The sequence below is a fragment of the Alteromonas sp. 1_MG-2023 genome, from assembly GCF_030547075.1.
GTDB lineage: Bacteria > Pseudomonadota > Gammaproteobacteria > Enterobacterales > Alteromonadaceae > Alteromonas.
The window spans coordinates 1-21,121 of the sequence record NZ_JAUOQH010000003.1; the positions used below are offsets into that span (position 1 = coordinate 1).

Genomic DNA, 21,121 nt, shown 5'->3' on the forward strand with positions numbered 1-21,121 from the left:
ACTCTTCAATTAAATATATCGAATATGAATCGTCGTTGTGTGACACTCTTAATGAGTGCCCACACAGATTGTCTTGTTATAAATTGTTAAAGAACATAGTGCAGAATCGCGACGCTGTTTGTCGTAACTTCTGCGCAAGGAGGACGGTGGCTACATATAGTTGCTAGCGTCTTTCTTGCTTCGCTTCTCTCGAAGCGGGAGGCGTATAATACGCCGTTCGTTTTCAGTGTCAACGTTTTTCGTAAATTTCTTTTCGAACCGTTGTTAACTCCAAAGAGCTAATGAAAACTGCTTTTCCGGTGTTGTTGCCAACTCCTTGAAGCGAGGCGCGCATTCTACGCGTTTCGATTTCCGTGTCAACACTTTTAGAAAATTAGTAATCAAAAGCATTTCCTTGAAAACCTTGCTACTACTGCCTTTGAAGGTCGTAGCAACTTGCTTTGTCAGTGTAAGTTATTTCACTTTCCTGTCGAAGCGGATGCGCATTTTAGAGATTTCTGAGGCAAGGTCAACCTCTTTTTCAAAATACATAACAAAAGCGACCTGGAAGGTCGCTTTTTCGGCACTTTGTACATTAATACTACGAACTCACCGCAGTTAATGAGTGAAAGGCTTATTTTTACACTTTATTAGATGACTCTTCGTCTTGATGACCTTCGCTACTATCAACAGTATCAGTTGCACTATTAGCGTCAGCATCAAAGTCTGCATCTTCTTCCTGCTCTCCTACTACATCGTTCAGTGTCACTTTATCAACTGTTCTGAAAGTGTTGATTGGACCCGCCAGCGCATAAAGAGAAAATACGATAAACAATACTAAGGCAGGTTCAGTCGCTACCACTACAAATATAAGTAGTACAATTAGCAGACCGACAAAAGGCACCTTGCCATGCCAGTTCAATTCTTTAAACGAATTGTATTTGAAATTACTTACCATTAATAAGCCAGCAAACCCAGTTACTAAAGCAACTACAATTCCGTAGTCTGTGCCTACTGCATCATATTCAACACCAACCCAGACTAAACCAGCAACCACTGCAGCAGCAGCCGGACTAGCCAAACCTTGGAAGAAACGCTTATCGGCAATGCCAACCTGAGTATTAAATCTTGCTAAGCGTAAAGCTGCACCTGCGACATATACGAAGGCAGCCAACCAACCAAACTTACCAAGCTCAGTTAAACCCCAGTTGTATGCCACTAATGCCGGCGCCATCCCAAATGACACCATATCTGCCATTGAATCATATTCAGCACCAAAATCGCTTTGCGTATTGGTCATTCGTGCCACACGGCCATCTAAGCCATCGAAGATCATAGCAACAAATATCGCTACAGCGGCCGCTTCGAATCTTCCTGTCATTGAAGACACTACCGCGAAGAAGCCGGAAAATAGCCCAGCAGTAGTCAGTAAGTTGGGAAGAAGATAAATCCCTTTTCGCTTTTGTTCAGACATAAGTCCTCATAGATACGTAAATAACTGCACTAATTATTTCACAGTTCATTGCTATCGCATAGGTAACATTCAATATGTTGCTAACCCAAGTAAGGAATAACTAGGTATAAGCCTCGATACGTAACAACAAAAGGTCTTTGGTTACAATATTTACACCATGTTGAAGTTCGCGAGATTCTAATACATTAAGTACTAGACAAATCGTACGAACTAAACCTTTGCTAACTATTAAAGAAGGTCTAGTTACAAATGCGTTTAATTAATATATCTATACTAACGGCAAGCTTAATTGGATTAAGCTCATTATCTGCATCTTATGCTTCAGCAGGTTCTTCAAAGTGGAAGGATTCTGATTATAGCAGTTGTGGCTCTTCAAAAAGCAGTTCTAGTAGTGCGTGCGAGTCTGCCTTGGGTGAGAACATCTACGATCTTGTTGATGATGGGGTATATGAAGGCACCTCTACATCGTCATCAACCACCATAATAGATGGCGTGACCATAGCCGTGGCAGCATTCTCAGACACAGCAGGAATAACAAATGAGACTGTAGTTCAAAGTGAATTAGAAAAAATCTCTAATACTTGGGCCTATGGCGTCACTAATGATGATGAAGCGTATTATTCTGGAAGCTACGACCACGCCATAGACAACTTGAATTATTTTTACGAAGGCAGTAACGCTGCAGATAAATACAATGTAACTAACGTAGAGCGAGACTATGACTTTGTTCTATTCTCATTTGATGAAGCGGTTACAGTAACTGATGCAAGCTTTTCGTGGGTATTTGGTTCTGACTCTCAGATTTCAATTGCGGCACTAGATGATATATCAGGTTTAACTTCTGGTACCCAAACATGGGATGGGATCGTAGCTGATGCGCTAACTACTGCATCTTATGATATTACAAATAGTAGCTCTTCTACCCCCTCGGTAGAATTTGATTTAACTGATACCGCTCAGTATTGGCTGTTAGGCGCTTACAACACCGTATTTGGTAATATTGGCGGTTATGTAGGTAACGATGCCTTTAAGCTATCTGGATTAGGATTCTCTGTTGCGGAAAATGCTAGTCCTCCCGCCCCTTCTACAGAAGTAAATGAACCAACGACAATAGGTTTATTGATGGCTGGCGCATTATTTATTGCTTGGCGACGCAAGTTCCCATCCTCCAAACTTTAAGTCTATACTTTAGTATAAAAAAACCTGACAGTGTGTGTCAGGTTTTTTTACTTCGCTTATTTTATCCATTCAAAACACCCAAAAAACACCTGAAAATCAACAAGATGAAATTAAGGCACACTTCCTGCATTGGCAAGGCATAATCTTACTAATTTTTAACTGTGGAAGTGTAGTTATGCAGTATTTAAGAAAATCTATAGTGCCAGTAGCCGTGATAGCGTTAGTTTCTTTTCCAGCACTTGGTGGTAGCAATAACCACCACAACAACAACACCAATAACACTAGCTATGCAGATACTTCCTTAGCAGAAGGTATTTACGATCTAACGTCATTCGATGACAGCGTCGTATTATCGTCTACAGGAGTTACTGTCGGTGGTGTAAATGTAACACTTTCTGGTTGGTCAGACACCGGGAACACACTCGATCCTGAATTAGACGACACTATAGTCAAGACAGCTACAGCTTATGAAATTAGTAACTACTACGGCTATGGCGTATTGAATCAAGATGGTGAAGGCCAAACTAGCCCAAATCACTCGATAGACAATTATTACTATAATGGTACCAATAATGCTGACGGCATCCAATATGCTGATTTTGATTTCGTACTTTTTACTTTCGATAGTGACGTAACCCTAGATGGCCTAGATTTTGGGTGGGTTAACAACAATGGGAATGATCAACAATTATCAGTAGCAGCACTTGGTGACTCACAGCTTGGCCTCTTAGAGGGTGAGCAAAGTTCGTGGGCCCAAATCATTGCTGGCGCTGTTTCTGAATCTTTTAACATTGCAAATAACTCTGTAACCACTGGCATTGACAGTTCAATAGCTTCTCAATACTGGTTGGTAGGTGCTTATAATACCGTATTTGGAAGTGTTAACGGTGCTAGCATGTATAACGATGGATTTAAAATTACCTCTGTCTACTTTACTGAAAATACATCCACACCTCCTGGCGCACCAACTGCCGTTCACGAACCAGGCCTTTTAGGTCTAATGCTAATGAGCATTGGTATTCTGGCTTGGCGCAGAAAACGCGTAGCGTAATTGTTTCAATATAACTGAAAAACACGTATCTTTAGAAGGTGGCTTAGGTCACCTTTTTTTATTGCAGTTAGCAGGACAAATTATGTTGATTTCAGGAACTGGACGTTCGCGTATCAGGCTTACTATATTAGCCACAGCACTTGCTGGTAGTTTATTCACGACAAAGGCTTATTCCACAACTTCAGAAGATTATGAAAAAGCACTCACCGCCTTTAATGCAAGTAAATACGATGAAACTTATATTCATCTGAAGAACAGCCTTCAAAAAGATCCAGAAAATTTAGCTTCAAAAATACTGATGGGCAAAATATTGCTCATCAACGGTTATCTAAATGCCGCTGAAATTGAATTTGTTGAAGCCCTAGAAATGGGGGCTGATATTAATTTGCTCGCAGAGTCACTTGGCAATACTTGGCTTTTTTTGAACAAATACACTGAAATTGTGGATTTTACGCAAACCAATAAACTAACAAACGCGCCAAAAAGAGAGTGGCTACAAATTCGAGCGACCGCGTGCATCAGGTTAGATGATTTAATCTGTGCCAAAGCGGATTACGATCAAATATTACTGAGTTCTCCAAACTATGTTCCTGCTATTAATGGTCTGGCTTCGATTGCATTACAACAAGCAGACTTAATGACAGCCCGAAAGCTAATTCGCCAATCTGAAGGCTTAGAGACAGATAACGCTATTACTTGGCGGTTAAAAGGGCAATTGGCTTATCGCGAAGGCGATACAAAGAAAGCGACAGAATATCTTCAAACAGCCCTGTCCTACAATCGTGAAGATCCTATTGCACTACGAAATTTAGTCGATCTTTATCTTCAAGCTAAAGACTACGATCAAGCAAAGCTGTTCGTTGACGAGATAATTGAAGACACACCTAACGACCCCTTAGCTATCTTACTTAATAGTTGGTTGCAAAGCAGAGATACCGATACGGCTATCGATAATGAGCAACTATTACAACTTAACGAATTCATGAGCCAATTGGATCCGGAAATTATTGGCTCTCAGCCTATGCTGCTATATATCAGCGGTTTAACCAATTTTTTCAATAATAATATGGAAAAAGCTGCCCAAGACTTCATTGGCTACTTACAAAATGAGCCAGATGATATTCAAGCGGTAATGATGCTTACTCAAGTTTATATGGCTACTCAGCAAAGCAAGCAAGCCTTGATGCTACTTGAGCGATATCAACAAGCGTTAATGGAAAACCCTGATTCGGCAATAATATTAGGTAATCTGTTCATTAAGCAAAATAAGGCATTTAAAGCAGAACGCTTATTAAATGAATTAGAAAAACGCTATCCAAACGAAGGTAAATTACAGCTTTTCAAAATAAAGCTAATGGCCGCAAGAGGCAAACAAGCCGAAGCACTGAGCATTCTTGAAAAAAACTTTGCTAAGTACAAAGATAGCCCCTCTTTCTTATTTACCTACGCACTAATGAATTTGCAAGCAACAAACTACGAAGATGCATTACGTGCCGCATCGTCACTTGCCGACAAATTTCCAGATGATGCTGAAGTGTATAATTTGCAAGCGGGTATCTTGATTAGACAAGGTAAACTCAATGAGGCTAAAGCTGAGATAGAAAAAGCACTTGAGATCAGTCCGGCATTATTTCCTGCCAAATTTAATTTAGCGGCAACAGAAAGCCGTTTAGGTAACATTGATGCCTCTTCGCTACTGGTAGATGAACTACTAATACTGTCACCCGCTCACAACGAAACTTTATTACTGAAGGCTTATAACTTAACCCGACAAGGTTTAGCTGAACAAGCAAAACAAATTTACATCGATATTTTAACCTTAACTCCATCGAATGCTGCAGCAAGAGAGCGTTTAGTAGCCCTTTATCAAAGTGAAGGTGATACAAAAAATGCACTTTATCATTTAGACCGATTAATTAAGGACGATTTTGATAATCCTGACTACCTATTAAATAAAGCTGGTTTATTAATTGCCCTAAACGATATAGAAAATGCGAAGAAAACCCTTAATATTGTAGAGAGTTTTATAAAGCAAGATGCCCCTAAACTACTGCGTTTAAGTGCGTTACTGATGCAATTAAATGAAGAAACCAAAGCCCTAGGGGCTATGGAAAAAGCTCAGGCTGCAGCTCCCTCTTCTTCTTTTATTCTATTAGCCCATGCAAGACTACTTCTACAATTGGATAAAGTCTCCGAGGCCAAGAAATTACTAAGTTCTGTAAAGGGAAAAGATAGCGATAACGCTAACTATTGGTTACTTAAAGGTGATATCTTTGCTGCAGAAGGCAACGATGATGAAGCTCTTCAGGCTTATCAACATTCGCTTAAACTAGACAGTCGTTTTGCTCCGCCTTTAATTGCCATTTACAACTATGCGCTTGAAGAGCGTTACGTAGACACTTTTATTGAGCAATCAGAAAGCCTCATCAAAAATAATCCAGATAACCTGTTAGCGAAAAATTTGCTTGCACAGTACCTCTTTTTCATTCGAGACTTTAGCCAATCGATGAAACTGTATGAAGAAATAATTGATGAGCCAAATATTCCGAGCCCAGCGCAGGCATACAATAGACTGGCGATCATGTCTATGGAAATGGATACTGGCAATGCCGAACGGTATATCGCCAAAGCTTTTGAGTTAGACTCGTCTTCTCCTAAGATTTTAGACACTTACGGTTGGCTTAAAGCCCAGCAGACCCAGTACGAAACAAGCCTTAAGCTACTTCGCGATGCCTTTGCCCGTGATGCCAACGATCCTAACATTCGCTATCACTTAGGTTATACATTAGCCAAGTTAGGTCGAGTTGAAGAAGCAAAAGAAGAACTAACGTTTGCTGTAAACGTTAATCGTCCTTTCTTTAAGCGCCCTGAGGCGCAAAGCTTGCTCGATAGCCTCTAACACGCTTCTTTAATTTTCATTCCACGTAAAAAAGCCACACTATCTAACAAGATGTGTGGCTTTGTTTTATCTACCAGCTTATTGCTTACACAATGCTAAAACATGGCTAAGACAGCGCTAAAACTCCCGCAGGACTAATCATTGATTCGAAATCACTAGTTTTTCATTGTCGACATCTATGCGGATGACAGAATCCGGTATTAAATCTCCTGAAAGCAACTTTTGTGCGAGTGGATTTTCTATATGAACCTGAATCGCCCGTTTAAGCGGTCTCGCACCATACACAGGGTCGAAGCCTGCATCAGCAAGTTTATCCATAGCTGCGCCAGATAAATTAAGCTTATACCCTTTTTCGACTAACCTAGCTCGCAATGCAGCTAACTGAATTTTAGCGATAGATTTAATTTCGTCTTTACCTAGTGGATGGAATACTACAATATCATCAACGCGGTTAATGAATTCTGGCCGGAAATGCTGCCCCACCACCGACATCACTGACGCTTTCATTTCTTCGTACTGACTTTCTTCATGCTGCGTTTGAATAATGTCAGAGCCTAAGTTGGATGTCATGATCACCACGGTGTTTTTGAAATCAACTGTGCGACCTTGCCCATCGGTTAAGCGACCGTCGTCTAATACCTGTAGTAATATATTAAAAACATCAGGATGCGCTTTTTCTACTTCATCGAGCAAAATAACAGAGTAAGGCTTTCTGCGAACCGCTTCGGTTAAATAACCGCCTTCCTCATAACCTACATAGCCAGGAGGCGCACCGACTAAACGGGCAACTGAATGGCGCTCCATGAATTCAGACATATCGATACGCACCATGGCATCTTCGGTGTCGAACATGAAACCGGCTAGTGCTTTACATAACTCAGTTTTCCCAACGCCTGTTGGACCTAAAAATAAGAAGGAGCCAATAGGACGGTTTGGATCCGCAAGGCCTGCTCGAGAACGTCTGATGGCGTTAGACACAGCCTCAACCGCTTCTCCCTGCCCTACTACACGTTTGTGTAACACATCTTCCATCTTAAGTAGCTTGTCACGCTCGCCTTCCAGCATTTTAGCTACGGGTATTCCTGTCCAGCGTGACAATACGTCGGCAATTTCAACATCGGTGACTTTGTTTTTCACCAGCTTAGTTTCTCGGGTTTCATTTTCAGATGCCCGTTCAAGCTTTGCCTCTAACTCAGGGATTCTGCCGTACTGAAGCTCCGACATACGATTTAGATCAGACGCTCTTCGCGCAATCTCTAAATCGAGCTTTGCTTGCTCTAGCGACGACTTGATAGTTTGGGTGCCTTGCATCGCTTCTTTTTCATCAAGCCACACTTTTTCAAAATCATTGTATTTTACTTCCGCTTGCTCTCGTTCCAGCTCAATCATTTCTAATCGTTTATGACTGGCATCATCGGTCTCTTTGGCAAGCGCTTGTTCTTCTAATTTTAGCTGAATGATACGGCGTTCTAACCTGTCCATATCTTCAGGTTTTGAATCTATCTGAATGCGAATACTTGATGCTGCCTCGTCAATTAAGTCGATGGCTTTGTCTGGTAGTTGTCTGTCGCTAATATAACGATGCGACAACGTAGCAGCCGCTACAATGGCAGGGTCGGTAATATCTACTGAATGGTGAAGTTCATAGCGTTCTTTCAACCCACGCAAAATAGCAATAGTGTCTTCTACGCTAGGTTCGTCAACCACCACCTTTTGAAATCGGCGTTCAAGGGCGGCGTCTTTTTCAATATATTGGCGATATTCATCAAGTGTAGTAGCACCCACACAGTGCAATTCACCGCGGGCTAGCGCGGGTTTTAGCATATTCCCTGCATCCATAGCGCCGTCACCTTTACCAGCACCTACCATGGTATGCAGTTCATCGACGAACAAAATGACACGGCCTTCTTCCTTTGCCAATTCATTAAGTACGGCTTTAAGGCGCTCTTCAAATTCTCCGCGATATTTAGCACCGGCGACTAATGCGCCCATATCTAGCGAAAGCACGCGCTTGTTTTTGAGCCCCTCTGGTACTTCACCATTGATAATACGCTGTGCTAAACCTTCAACAATGGCGGTTTTACCCACCCCAGGCTCACCGATTAACACGGGATTATTTTTAGTCCTACGTTGCAATACTTGCACTGCACGACGAATTTCATCATCACGACCAATAACGGGGTCGAGCTTGCCCTGCTCTGCCCGCTCGGTTAAATCTGTGGTGTATTTTTCTAAAGCCTGGCGCACATCTTCAGCATTAGGATCGTTAACGGTTTGTCCGCCTCGCATAGAATCGATGGCATTTTCTACGTTATCTTTTGTAATATTAAGCTGCTTTAAAATTTCGCCTAACCGGCCGTTATCTTGAATAGCAGCAAGTACGAAGATTTCAGAGGTAATGTATTCATCTTTTCGTTGCTGCGCTATTTTGTCGCACAGGTTAAGCAAAATACCACTTTGTTTGCTTAGCTGCACATCACCACCAATACCATCCACACTAGCAATACGGTCAATCGCTTCGCTCAGTGCTGAACGAAGGGCATTTACATTCACATTTGCTTGGTCTAATACGGGCCGTACCGAGCCGCCTTGCTGGTTCAGCAAAGCCGTCATTAAATGTACCGGTTCGATATATTGATGATCGCGCCCAAGCGCTAAAGATTGAGCATCCGAAATGGCGAGTTGGAACTTATTGGTGAATCTGTCTAATCGCATGGCTAAACCCTAATAATGTCAAAATACCTTATGCATTAGTTATGGGAGCTTATTGAATGAGATTCAAGACAAACTAATAAAGTTTCGTAAACCTTTGATTTAGCGCAAACCTATTACACTAACTATTCGGCCAGTAGATGGCTTACCTTGATGGGTGGCCCTTCGGTGGGAGTAGAATTGTTGGTCATCACAATAAGTACAACGTTGACTATTAACCACTACGCCAATATTTAACGATGCTAGCTGTTGGACTGCAATAGCGGGCAGATCCAGTTGAAATTTTTCAGGCGTTTCACCTTGGCGAATTGTCGATGGATAATCAGAAAAGCGTTGTGCTAAGACCGCATCGACTTCGTAGCACTTTTGACATATAGCCGGCCCTACCCATGCCATTAAATCTGCAGCTTGGCTAGAAAAGTGGCTTATTGTTTTATGAATAATGCCCAACTCAAGCCCTTTCCAGCCAGCATGTATTGCGGCAACTTCTTTACCTGCTTTATCGCAAATAAGGATAGGCACACAGTCGGCGGTCATTACAGCACAAAAATACCCGCGCTGTGCACTAAACGCAGCATCGCCTTCGGTTTCTTTCGACGGCAAGGTTACAACATGATTGCCGTGAACCTGATTTAGCCAAGTAATAGATTTTGCAAAAGGTAAGCTAGCACGATTTGATGCGACTGCCTCTTTGGCATCGCCCACGTGGTCTCCTACATTACAGCCTGCATAGTCTCCAACACTTGCGCCCGCGTTTTCACTATCGTAGCGAGTGGACGTGTAAGCAACTACGTTTTCAGGGCAATTCCATTGAGGGGCTATCATTAAAAAGCGACCATTCAGAATCTATCAATCAGGGCTAATAGTTAAAAAGCGAATATTCAGCGGCCTTACCCCAGAAAAACGTCGCTAAACTATCAATACTGAATATCCATATAGCAAGTTTAGCAACATGAGGTATGTGGGCGCTTGGTTAAATCATATCCTCGGGATTTTCCTTGGAATCTAAACGTACCGCCGCTAATAAATCTTTCATATCTTGCGGTAGTGGCGCTTGCCATGTCATCCACTCTTCAGTTTCTGGATGATATAAAGAAAGCTGCGCTGCATGTAAAGCTTGTCTCTGGAAACCACGTAAGGTGTTGATAAAGTCTTCAGATGCGCCTTTGGGTAGGCGAGGTCTGCCACTATAAGTAGGGTCGCCAAGCAAAGGATGCTTAATATGGGCCATATGCACACGAATTTGGTGAGTTCTGCCAGTTTCTAGCTTCAAACGTAAATGAGTATAAGCTCGAAACTTCTCGATTACGCGAAAGTGAGTAATTGCAGGTTTTCCATTTTCTCGCACGGCCATATGAGTGCGCTTAGTGGCGTGTCGACCAATAGGTTCATCAACAATACCACCAGCAACCATGGTACCCATAGCTACTGCTTCGTACTCTCGGCTCATCACTCTTGTTTGAAGTTGATCAACAAGATGGGTTTGCGCAGGTATTGTTTTTGCCACAACCATTAATCCAGTCGTGTCTTTATCCAACCGATGCACAATGCCTGCTCTAGGCACTTTATCAATGTCTGGAACGTGATTAAGCAATGCGTTAAGCACAGTACCGCTTGGGTTGCCTGCACCTGGATGAACCACTAAATCCGCAGTTTTATTAATTACTAGAATATGCTCATCTTCATAAACAATATCCAGCGCGATATCTTGGGGTTGGCTAGTCACCTGCACTTCTATTTCAGCGCTAACAGTCACCAACTCATCCATTTGCATTTTATGGCGCGGTACTGTGATAACCTGTCCATCAACGGATACATTTCCGCCCTGGATCCAAGTTTTTAGCTTAGAACGTGAATATTCAGGGAACAAATCAGCTAAAACCTGATCTAACCGAAGACTAAAGTGCTCAGCCCCTGTGGTTGCCTCTAATTGTAATGTGTTGTCCGACTGTGTCATAACACCGATTATTAAGTGTAAAAAGGGTATTATAACAAGCTTTCAATCGGTACACTGCGTTGTTTACGAATTTGTATGGTTTTTATCATCGCGAGTACGTTAGAATACGAGAACATGAGCTTAGACAGCGAAGTAATCAATACTGTTTAGCAGGAAAAAAGAACTATTATGAAATCAATTCGATTACTGGCACCTGTTTTATTGGGTGCAATGGTATCTGTCGCAGGCTGTAGTAGCTCCTCCGACGAAGAAGAAAAAGCCGTTTTGGCTAATATGGGTGCGCAACAGCTCTATAACAGAGCCAAAGAAAGCATGGAAGTGGGTAACTTCAGTGCAGCGGCGCAAACTCTAGGCGCACTAGATTCACGCTACCCGTTTGGCCCACTTTCGCACCAAGTACAACTGGATCTTATCTACAGTTATTACAAGTCAGGTAAAAGTGACGAGACGTTAGCCACTATCGATAGGTTTATTCGTCTTAACCCAAATCACTCAGATGTTGATTACGCGTATTATATGCGTGGCTTAACCAACATGGAGTCTGACAGTAACCTGTTCCAAGATTTGATGAACATTGATAGGACTGACCGAGATCCTTCGAACTCTCGCCAGGCTTTTGAAGACTTCAGACGGTTAATGCAGCAATACCCTGACAGCAAATATGCTGCAGATGCTCGCAAGCGTATGCTTCATATTAAAGATAGATTGGCCCGCTATGAAATTGCTATTGCTCGTTTCTACATGCGTAGACACGCATACGTAGCAGCGGCGAACCGCGGCCGTTATGTGATTGAGCATTTCCCTGAAAGTACACAAATTCAGCAAGCACTAGAAATTATGGTGTCTAGTTACGAACAACTAGGGTTAGATGATTTGCGTGGTAACGCAATGAAAACGTTGAAATTGAACTTCCCTGAAAGTGATTTTATCAGCTAAGTTTTTAGCCAACGAATACAAAAAAACGCACCTCATATGAAGTGCGTTTTTTTTTGATTTCGTCGTTATTAAATGTATAAGTTGCTTAAGATGGCTAGCGAAAGAAAAGATGGCTAAATGGATTGAGAAGGCGCGCTATACCAGATGTGAAATGTAATGGTTGGTCGACTATAGTAAACACGAGACAACCTTGAGAGTGATCAGAGCGAGGAGTATGGGTGTTTTGCCCATCCATGAAAATGAAGTCGCCTGAATCGTAGCTATTTAACCCATCGCTGAATTCACCATTTAACACTAATGTGTATTCAGTCCCGCGATGAGTGTGTTCTGGCACGCTACCGCCTTTTCCCATGTAAATGAAATTAGCGACACCTTGGCTACCCAAATCTACAGGCGCTTGCCAAAGTTTTCCCACCAAACTAGACCAACTCCCTGTTTTTTCTATATACCGTTGCAAGGTACGAGGAAGCGTAAATACCTTACCATCCAACTCAATAGCACTTTCTCTACTGTTATTGGCAATAGTGTTTACAACGGGGACAGTATTTGATGATGAAAACTTATTCTTATCTGAAGTAGCGTGAAGCTTGAAACCTGAATCGGCTTCTAAAGATGATGGCGTTTGCGTAATTTGGGCAATCATAGTGCTGTAATCTGGATTAAAATCAGCTGATTTGGAACCATTCTCTTCTAACAGAAAGCCTTCTGACAAAGAGCCCTCTAATAGGGAACCCGCTAGGCGCTCAGTTTCTTGTTCCACAAATCGCTGACACGTGCTGCACATATCACAATGTGCAGAAACCATCAGCGATACCGCTGGCGACAAATTCCCGTCAACGAATGAAACAAGCTGTTGAGCACTAGGGTGGAACCTAATCATTAGTCTGTAGCATGCCTTTTAATCTTTGAAGCGCTAAACGTGTTCTAGATTTTACTGTACCTAACGGAATGACTAGTTCATCAGCCACTTCTTGTTGTGACTTACCGTCAATATAAATCGCTTCAATCACCGCTTTTTGCTTAACGGGAAGTGACTCGAATAAATAACCAATTTGTTCTAAGGTAACTTGTTCATCAAGTGGCGCTTCGTTTAAATCAGCGGTTTGTTCGCAAAGTACTGGCCAAAGATCATCTGAACAAACGTCTTCTTTTCGGTTTTGAAGTTTACGCAACATATCAAAACGGATGTTTCTTGCAATAGTAAATATCCAGGTTGAGGGTGAACCCTTCTCTGCATTAAATAAATGGGCCTTTTGCCATACGTTCGACATTGTGTCTTGAACCAGCTCCATTGCTAAAGCTTCGTTACCCATCTGCTTGAGTGCATACGAACGTAATCGTGGCGCGAAGTAATTGAAGATTTTCGAGAACGCTATTTTGCTTCGCGTCTGGGCTACTTCAACTAGATAATCTGACATCTCAACCGCGCATTCTTTCGGTTTAATCGTACTCTTACTTTGTTCTAAAGGAATTCCAACTAACATAAGGTTTCGTCCGTTTATCCGATTCGATTAATGTATTTTACAAACAATCGTTGAAAGGGGTTACTGATTCCGAATTACAATTATTTAATGGAATGCAATCTGCAACGTTTCCAATTTATCGAACTAATGCACAAAGATAATTTAGTAACTTCTTTCCACCACCTTCAGTGAGAAACTGCTGTTTTTGTCCCCCATCTACGGGTAACAACTCCAGCCACCGTCTTAATACCCACAGTGGGTCATCAAACCGGGTTTCTTCATAAAGCGATGCTATCTCAGTATAGTTCTCAAAAATTTCTTTCAAACGATCATCTATAGGCGCTAATTGTTGAGGTGATATTTCGCAGTTCCAAGGTGCTACAGTGTGACACTGACCTGTGCGTAATCCATCTGATTCAACTGCTACATCAGTTACCTCAACTAAGTGTAATCCAGCAACCTTTATGCCAAGCAAACCATCATCAAGCAAATCGAAGTCAACCACCTTGGCGTAAGTGCCAATAGGATAAATATGTTCATTAACCGATTTATCTCCTGAAGCGTTTAGCATACACATCACAAAGCCTTTGTTTTCAGCGCATGCCTGCTTAACCATACGCATATATCTAGGCTCAAAAATACGTAACGCCATGCGTCCTTCGGGAAGCAAATGGGCCGATAACGGAAATAGTGGAATGGGTGTATTACTCATAAACTCTTAACTCTTTTAGACATAAGCAGTTACGCCACCGTGAACAAATTGGATCGCTAGGGAAAAAATTTCACACTTTAGTCTAAGGCGATGATCCTGAGTGCTGCTTTATTTGTAGAATGAGTAATACAGATGCTTTTATCTGTGCAAATGCGACCTGAATAACATCTGGACGGTCAAAATACCGTGCATAGTGATTACAAACAAGTTATCTCGAAGCATTTCTATAATTAACAATAAGTTACATCGCCATACAATAAATGTTGTAGGTTTATATTATTTGCAGGTTCATAATAAAAGTGAAGAAGTGATGACCGTATTAGATAGATTTTCCTCCATGTATGCCGATATCTGCCAAATTACACTAGAAGATTTAGCCAGTATTTACGCGGTTAATGTAACCTTTATAGATCCTATCACCACCCATCATGGTCTAGGTGATGTCCAACACTATTTCTCCCATTTATTAGAACAGGCTGAGCGTTGTGAATTTGATATTGCCATGATAGCGCCGGTTGAAAGTAACAGTATTACCCACCTTGTAAACTGGACAATGACCTTGAAGCTTAAGCAAAGTGACAAGTTGATAACGCTGGACGGCAATACCCAACTAACCGTGCAAGACGATATGATTGTTTATCATAAGGATTACTACGATTTAGGAGAAATGGTGTATGAACATATTCCTTTATTGGGTTTCTTTGTTAAGAAAATCAAAAAGAGGCTAGCGAAATGAAGACCTTACTAATTACTGGCGCCACCTCTGGTATCGGAAAAGCGTTGGCCCTTCATGCTGCTGACAAGGGCTATCAGGTTATTGCTTGTGGGCGCAACAAAGATGTTTTAGATGACTTAGCCACGCAGCCCAACATAGAACCGCTACAATTTGATGTCACATCACTTGATGAGGCAAAAATTGCATTACGGAACGTAAAGTGTGACGTCGCTATTTTAAATGCCGGTACCTGCGAATATGTTGATATTGATAAATTCGAATCTGATATGTTTAGGCGGGTTTTTGAACCGAACTTTTTTGGGGTTGTTCATTGTGTAGAAGCACTTATTCCCGTTCTGAAGCAAGGAAACAAGCTGGTTATCGTTGATAGTATGGTGCGATTGCTACCGTTTACCCAGTCCCAAGCTTATGGCGCTAGTAAGGCTGCGCTACATTATTTCACAAAAAGTTTAGAGGTAGATTTACACGATCGTGGTATCAAGGTGCAAGCCGTATCACCTGGGTTCGTAGAAACCCCACTTACCGACAAAAATGATTTTGACATGCCAATGAAAATAACGGCCACCGAAGCAGCAGAGTCTATGTTAAAAGGTATTGAGGCGGACAAGCAAACCGTTTTTTTCCCAAGGATGTTCGGTTTTATATTGCGATTTATGCATATTTTACCAAATGGATTACAAAAGAAATTATCGCTATCGATGCGAGAAAAGCAGTAGAGCATAATAACAATGACAAAAAATGTAGCTATTATCGGAACAGGTATTTCAGGCCTGACCTGCGGGTATTTGTTAAATAAAGATGCAAAGATTACCGTTTACGAAGCCAATGATTACATAGGTGGCCATACTGCCACAAAAAAGATCGACGATGATGGTATCGAACGAAATATCGACACCGGTTTTATTGTATTTAATGACTGGACCTACCCCAGTTTTATAAAGCTGATGAAACAGCTTAATGTGGCATATCAACCTACCGAGATGAGCTTTTCTGTCACCAGTGAAAAAGCCAATATTGAGTACAATGGCAATACGATAAACAGCCTGTTCGCCCAGCGACGAAATATGCTACGCCCACGATTCTGGCGTATCGTGCGTGACATTCTTAAATTTAATAAAGCCTGTAAAGCATTTGTCGCAGAGCAACGAGATACCTCTTCGATGACACTTCAAGATGTCATTAACGAATTGAAGTTAAGTGATGACTTTGCCCGCTACTACATCTTACCAATGTGTGCCGCTATTTGGTCAGCAAGTCTTGCTGAAACTAGGCAGTTTCCGCTGACTTTCTTTCTGCAATTTTTTAATAACCATGGTTTATTAAATATTAGCGACAGACCTCAGTGGTATACCATTAAAGGCGGCTCTAGCACTTATATCCCACCACTAACTGCAAGCTTTAAAAACAACATAAAGCTATCTTGTGGTGTTACGAATGTAAAAAAGGTAGACCATAAATGGCAGGTAACTGACACATCTGGCTCTCACGTTTTATTTGACGACGTTATTTTTGCCTGTCATAGCGATCAAGCTCTTGCCATGCTAGATACGCCAACTGTAGCGCATCAAGAAGTGTTAGGTGCCATTGGTTTTGCTAACAATGAAGTTGTTATGCACAAAGACACCAATCAACTGCCAAAACGAAAACTTGCGTGGGCAAGTTGGAATTACAGACTAAAAGACGATGCCAGCGAAGAAGATAGGCCTGCTTCGGTAACGTACGACATGAATATTCTTCAGCGAATAGACGCTAAAAATACCTTCTGTGTTACGCTTAACAATACAGCTGAAATTGACCAAAACACGGTATTGGGAACCTATCAATATTCTCATCCACAATTTAGTGCCACTATGGTGAATGCCCAACAAAACAGAAAAAAAATATGCGGTGTGGATAACCTGCATTTTTGTGGCGCATATTGGTACAACGGTTTCCACGAAGACGGGGTTCATAGTGCGCTAGATGTATGCGAGCGATTCGGGGTTAGCCTGTGATTGATAGTGCTATTTATGAAGGTATGGTATATCACGAACGATTCGTCCCTACCCAACATAAGTTTGACTACCATATTTATCTTTTTTGGATAAAGTTAGGTGAAGTCGATGCATTGACTGAAACACTTGACCATTTTTCCGTTCATTCGAAAGCAAGGTTGCGCTTTAAGCGTGAAGATTACCTAGGTGATAGCAGCACGCCATTAGACCAAAGCGTACTGGAAAAAATGAACAGTTTAAGTAAGGATACGTTAACCGGTGATGTCTATATGTTGGGCCAACTCCGTATGTGGGGAATGTACTTCAGCCCAGTAAATTTTTACTATTTAAAAGGCGAAGACAATACCTTTACCCATGTACTGGCTGAAGTCAGTAATACCCCTTGGAATGAGCGTCATTACTACCTGGTTGATTTAGCGGTGCAAGCCGATACTCCAAAGGCATTCCATGTATCACCGTTTAATCCAATGGATATGACCTATAAATGGCGGATAACTCAGCCTCAACAACAACTTGCATTAGCTATGGATTGTGTTCGGGGTGATAAAGAATTTAGTGCGGGCGTTAATTTAACCCGTATTTCATTAGATAATGCGAATCTAAGTCGGGTTATGAAACGTATACCTAGTATGACCATAAGAACAATGATTGGCATATATTGGCAAGCGTTAAAGTTATTAATAAAACGCACGCCACTTTACAACCACCCTAAGAAAAGTCAGGAATAATAATTACATGTCTTCCGGTGAATCTGTACTTAGTACCCCTTCTGAAGCGTCTCTATTAGACAAAATTTGTAGACGCGCTTTTTTAAAATGTTTAGAGAAACTTCCCCATGGTTCGCTCACTATTAGGGAAAATGGTAGCACTATCGCTTCTCTTGGTAACGCTGACGACGACTTGCACGCCACTATTAACTTTTTAGATGTGAAAGCGTACCGCCAACTGTTACTTGGTGGCAGTGTGGGTGCTGGAGAAGCTTATATGGATGGCTTATGGGATAGCGATGATGTTACCGCGGTTGTGCAAATTTTTGCTCGTAATTTGTCTACCCTTGATGAGTGGGAAAATAAGTTTAAATGGATTTCCATGCCCATATTGAAAATTCAGCATTTTGCCCGCCGAAATACCCAAGACCAAGCAAAGAAAAACATTGAAGCTCACTACGACTTAGGCAATAAGCTCTATACCCGTTTTCTTGATAATTCCATGATGTATTCATCTGCTATTTACCCAGATGTAAATACCAGTTTAGAAGACGCGCAGAACCACAAACTAAAAACGATTTGCGACAAACTTCAGCTAACAGAAAATGACCATCTGTTAGAGATAGGTACTGGCTGGGGTGGCCTAGCCGTGCACGCAGCCAAGCACTATGGCTGCAAGGTTACCACCACGACTATTTCTGAAGAACAATACGCCTGGGCAGAGCAGTGGATTGCCAGTGAGAACTTGTCTGATAAAGTCACCTTGCTGAAAAGAGATTATCGTTTACTGGAAGGTAAGTACGATAAACTGGTTTCAATCGAAATGATTGAAGCAGTTGGAAAAGACTATTTAGGTAACTTTTTTGAAAAGTGTTCATCGTTATTAAAAGACGACGGGCTAATGCTACTGCAATCAATCACTATCGATGACAGACGTTACGAAAGTTACGCTAGTAGCGTAGATTTCATTCAAAAATACATATTCCCTGGTGGATTCTTACCTTCTCAGTATCAACTGAATGCTCACTTGAAACGCTACAGCGACATGATGATTCGAGACTTGCACGATATCGGCTTAGATTATGCCCAAACCTTAAACCACTGGTACGAAGCTTTTATCAGCGCCAAAGAAGCATTGATGAATGATGGTTATGATGAGCGGTTTATGCGGATGTGGATTTACTACTTAAAATATTGTGAAGGTGGTTTTTTAGAACGAACTATTAGTACTGTTCAATTGGTAATATCTAAACCTCATTACAGAGAAACCTTACAGCGCTAAATGATCACTTGCTATCACTGGCGCTACTTACACACGGCTATTTACAAACCGTTACTTACAAGCCATTAGAAACAAAACAAACTTCATCATTGAAAAGGGCGAATAATTATTCGCCCTTTTCAATTTCTTATCCTCAAAGCTCTTATGTCTTTGTGCTATTCATCAAATTATTCAACAAGTTACTCATCGACTACGGAAATAGGCTCTGAAGTCATCGCTTTACCTTGATTGATATTAATCTCTACCCGTCGGTTTCGCGCCCTATCAGCCGGTGTAGTTGCATCTTTCACCATTGGAACAGTATCGGCCTTGCCCACTACAGACATTCTGCTTTCATCAAAACCTGGCGCTGTACGCATAGCTTCGGCTACGGCTACGGCACGCTGAGACGATAAATCCCAATTAGAACGATAGAGCTCGTTAGCAATGTGTTGTCCGTCACTGTGCCCTGATATTTCTATTTCCCCTGGCACATCAGCTAACAGCACTCCAATTTTGCGTAAGATAGGCTGAAACTGAGGCTGTAAAAATGCAGAACCCGCTGAAAACGAACCGTTCTCTCTAATCCGAATAGTTAACTGCTGGCCTAACGATTCTAGCTCTACCGCACCATCTAAAATTTGTTTCTGTAACTGCTGAGCGACTTTTTTCATTAGCTCAGCAGTTTGTGTTTGATCTGAGCTTTGCGCCGCCGAAGATGACTGGTCGGTAGCCGTTTGTTGTGACTGTCCTCCCCTCTGTTCGCCTCGCTGCTTCTGCCTACCGCCTGAAGAGTCTTCGTCACCCGCTTGAAACTCCAGCATTTGCTGCGTCATTTCAATGGTTTGCTGTTGAATGGTATCTATCGGAGAAGGATCGGGGCGGCCAGGTCTGAACTCCATGGCAATAACACTGGTGCCTTTAGGAATGTCTTTCACTTCAATTTTGTTTTGTACACCGAAGGCAAACTTCATAGAGCCCGCTATTTGCTTAAACTTCAGTACATCCATTTCTGAAAATGAAAGCAGTAGTACAAAGAAGCACATTAGCAACGACATTAAGTCCGCGAAGGTCCCCATCCATGCAGGAAGCCCCTCGGGAGGACATTTTGGGCACTCTTCTTCAGCCATTATTCGTCCTCAGCGCCAGTATTTCGTTTACTTGCCGCTAAATAGTTTTTCAAGATGCCTTCGATTACGCGGGGGTTTTGACCGTCGGCAATACCCACAATACCATCGAGTACGAGCATTTGGTTCAGCTTTTCTTCTTGTGCCCGGTTACCAAGTTTAACTGCCATAGGTAAGCATATAATGTTGGCAAGAAATGCTCCGTATAAGGTGGTTAATAGTGCTACCGCCATCGCAGGCCCAATCGACTTTGGATCATCCATGTTAGAAAGCATGGCCACCAGACCAATCAGGGTTCCAATCATGCCCATTGCTGGTGCGATATCACCCATGCCTTTAAATATAGTGGCGCCAAATTCATGCCGCTCGGTAGTCATAGAGATATCTTTCGCTAAGGTTTCTCTGACCACTTCTATGTCGTGACCGTCTACCAGCATGTCTACGCCTTTTTGCATAAACGGGTTGTCTATTTCTGCTTCTTCTAGTGCAAGGAATCCGCCTTTACGCGCTGCATCAGCCATCTCAACGATTTTTTCAATTAGGTCTTCTGGCGTATCAATTTTGAACATGAACGCTTTGCCAGCAATTTTACCAGCACCAAAAAATTGCCCTAAAGTGTATTGGGATAAAATAACGAAAAGGGTACCACCAAATACAATCAAAATAGACGGTACATTGATGAACATGGCAATACTGCCACCCATAACCATGGCCATTACCACAAATCCGATGGCGCCCAACATACCTATGACGGTTGCTAAATCCACTCACTCTTCCTCATTTTTTGCAGACGCTGCATAACTATTACTCGTATTCTATCGGCATTGTATAGAATTTCTATAACAAGAATATCGCAAATTACCTTAATTATTGTATACATAATGATGTTAGTCGAACTTTAAGCCGCGGTTTTGATACTAGACAATAGTTCACC

Annotated in this window: 18 protein-coding genes; 9 read left to right on the plus strand and 9 right to left on the minus strand. The window is 41.9% G+C overall.

The annotated features are described in order from the left end of the window. Window positions 1-619: 619 nt before the first annotated feature. A complete protein-coding gene (pssA, locus tag Q4561_RS03660) occupies window positions 620-1,453 on the minus strand; it encodes a CDP-diacylglycerol--serine O-phosphatidyltransferase (RefSeq protein WP_303457668.1) in 834 nt (277 codons plus the stop codon). A gap of 249 nt (window positions 1,454-1,702) precedes the next feature. Here pssA and xdp1 (Q4561_RS03665) point away from each other — a divergent pair, with 249 nt between their 5' ends. The 3 genes from xdp1 (Q4561_RS03665) to prsT all read left to right on the plus strand — a co-directional run bounded on the left by xdp1 (Q4561_RS03665) (window position 1,703) and on the right by prsT (window position 6,582). Continuing rightward, a complete protein-coding gene (gene xdp1 / locus Q4561_RS03665; RefSeq protein ID WP_303457669.1) occupies window positions 1,703-2,632 on the plus strand; it encodes an exosortase-dependent surface protein XDP1 in 930 nt (309 codons plus the stop codon). Window positions 2,633-2,807: 175 nt separating this feature from the next. Next, a complete protein-coding gene (xdp1, locus tag Q4561_RS03670) occupies window positions 2,808-3,683 on the plus strand; it encodes an exosortase-dependent surface protein XDP1 (protein WP_303457671.1) in 876 nt (291 codons plus the stop codon). An 82-nt stretch (window positions 3,684-3,765) separates the two neighbouring features. Beyond that, window positions 3,766-6,582: an XrtA/PEP-CTERM system TPR-repeat protein PrsT gene (gene prsT / locus Q4561_RS03675; protein WP_303457673.1), complete on the plus strand. Its 2,817-nt coding sequence runs from the start codon at window positions 3,766-3,768 to the stop codon at window positions 6,580-6,582. A 138-nt stretch (window positions 6,583-6,720) separates the two neighbouring features. Here prsT and clpB read toward each other — a convergent pair whose 3' ends face one another. The 3 genes from clpB to rluD form a co-directional block, all read right to left on the minus strand. Continuing rightward, window positions 6,721-9,297: an ATP-dependent chaperone ClpB gene (gene clpB, locus Q4561_RS03680; RefSeq protein WP_303457675.1), complete on the minus strand. Its 2,577-nt coding sequence runs from the start codon at window positions 9,295-9,297 to the stop codon at window positions 6,721-6,723. 99 nt (window positions 9,298-9,396) lie between these two features. Then, on the minus strand, window positions 9,397-10,119 hold the full coding sequence (gene pgeF, locus Q4561_RS03685; RefSeq protein WP_303457677.1) for a peptidoglycan editing factor PgeF: 723 nt from the start codon (window positions 10,117-10,119) through the stop codon (window positions 9,397-9,399). A gap of 148 nt (window positions 10,120-10,267) precedes the next feature. Further along, on the minus strand, window positions 10,268-11,251 hold the full coding sequence (gene rluD, locus Q4561_RS03690; protein ID WP_303457678.1) for a 23S rRNA pseudouridine(1911/1915/1917) synthase RluD: 984 nt from the start codon (window positions 11,249-11,251) through the stop codon (window positions 10,268-10,270). Window positions 11,252-11,419: 168 nt separating this feature from the next. Between rluD and Q4561_RS03695 the strand changes: the two genes are divergently transcribed. Next, window positions 11,420-12,187 carry an outer membrane protein assembly factor BamD gene (locus Q4561_RS03695; RefSeq protein WP_303457679.1) on the plus strand — a complete coding sequence of 256 codons (768 nt, stop codon included), beginning with the start codon at window positions 11,420-11,422 and terminating at the stop codon, window positions 12,185-12,187. A 94-nt stretch (window positions 12,188-12,281) separates the two neighbouring features. Here Q4561_RS03695 and Q4561_RS03700 read toward each other — a convergent pair whose 3' ends face one another. From Q4561_RS03700 to Q4561_RS03710, 3 genes are all read right to left on the minus strand, one after another. Further along, window positions 12,282-13,067, minus strand: coding sequence for a ChrR family anti-sigma-E factor (locus tag Q4561_RS03700; protein WP_303457681.1), 786 nt, complete (start codon window positions 13,065-13,067; stop codon window positions 12,282-12,284). Next, complete coding sequence (locus tag Q4561_RS03705) at window positions 13,060-13,671, minus strand: sigma-70 family RNA polymerase sigma factor (RefSeq protein WP_303457683.1); 612 nt, start codon at window positions 13,669-13,671, stop codon at window positions 13,060-13,062. Before Q4561_RS03705 ends, Q4561_RS03700 begins: the two co-directional genes overlap by 8 nt. Before the next feature lie 115 nt (window positions 13,672-13,786). Next, the gene (locus Q4561_RS03710; RefSeq protein ID WP_303457685.1) at window positions 13,787-14,362 is read right to left on the minus strand and encodes an LON peptidase substrate-binding domain-containing protein; all 576 of its coding nucleotides are present in this window, start codon (window positions 14,360-14,362) and stop codon (window positions 13,787-13,789) included. A 310-nt stretch (window positions 14,363-14,672) separates the two neighbouring features. Here Q4561_RS03710 and Q4561_RS03715 point away from each other — a divergent pair, with 310 nt between their 5' ends. From Q4561_RS03715 to Q4561_RS03735, 5 genes are read left to right on the plus strand one after another with little or no spacing between them, the layout of a single operon-like run. Beyond that, window positions 14,673-15,098 (plus strand): nuclear transport factor 2 family protein, encoded by a 426-nt coding sequence (locus tag Q4561_RS03715; protein WP_303458112.1) that lies wholly within the window; start codon window positions 14,673-14,675, stop codon window positions 15,096-15,098. Beyond that, window positions 15,095-15,814 (plus strand): SDR family NAD(P)-dependent oxidoreductase, encoded by a 720-nt coding sequence (locus tag Q4561_RS03720; RefSeq protein ID WP_303457687.1) that lies wholly within the window; start codon window positions 15,095-15,097, stop codon window positions 15,812-15,814. The genes Q4561_RS03715 and Q4561_RS03720 overlap by 4 nt, the downstream gene beginning before the upstream one ends. Before the next feature lie 12 nt (window positions 15,815-15,826). Continuing rightward, window positions 15,827-17,092, plus strand: a complete 1,266-nt coding sequence (locus tag Q4561_RS03725; protein WP_303457688.1) for an NAD(P)/FAD-dependent oxidoreductase — start codon at window positions 15,827-15,829, stop codon at window positions 17,090-17,092. Next, the gene (locus Q4561_RS03730) at window positions 17,089-17,820 is read left to right on the plus strand and encodes a DUF1365 domain-containing protein (protein WP_303457690.1); all 732 of its coding nucleotides are present in this window, start codon (window positions 17,089-17,091) and stop codon (window positions 17,818-17,820) included. The genes Q4561_RS03725 and Q4561_RS03730 overlap by 4 nt, the downstream gene beginning before the upstream one ends. Before the next feature lie 7 nt (window positions 17,821-17,827). Beyond that, entirely contained in the window at window positions 17,828-19,081 is a 1,254-nt protein-coding gene (locus Q4561_RS03735; RefSeq protein WP_303457692.1) for a cyclopropane-fatty-acyl-phospholipid synthase family protein, read from the plus strand. A 179-nt stretch (window positions 19,082-19,260) separates the two neighbouring features. Here the strand turns inward: Q4561_RS03735 and Q4561_RS03740 are convergent, their stop codons facing one another. After that, window positions 19,261-20,190 (minus strand): flagellar motor protein MotB, encoded by a 930-nt coding sequence (locus tag Q4561_RS03740; protein WP_303457694.1) that lies wholly within the window; start codon window positions 20,188-20,190, stop codon window positions 19,261-19,263. Further along, window positions 20,190-20,954 (minus strand): flagellar motor protein PomA, encoded by a 765-nt coding sequence (gene pomA / locus Q4561_RS03745; RefSeq protein ID WP_303457696.1) that lies wholly within the window; start codon window positions 20,952-20,954, stop codon window positions 20,190-20,192. Before pomA ends, Q4561_RS03740 begins: the two co-directional genes overlap by 1 nt. Window positions 20,955-21,121 lie beyond the last annotated feature (167 nt).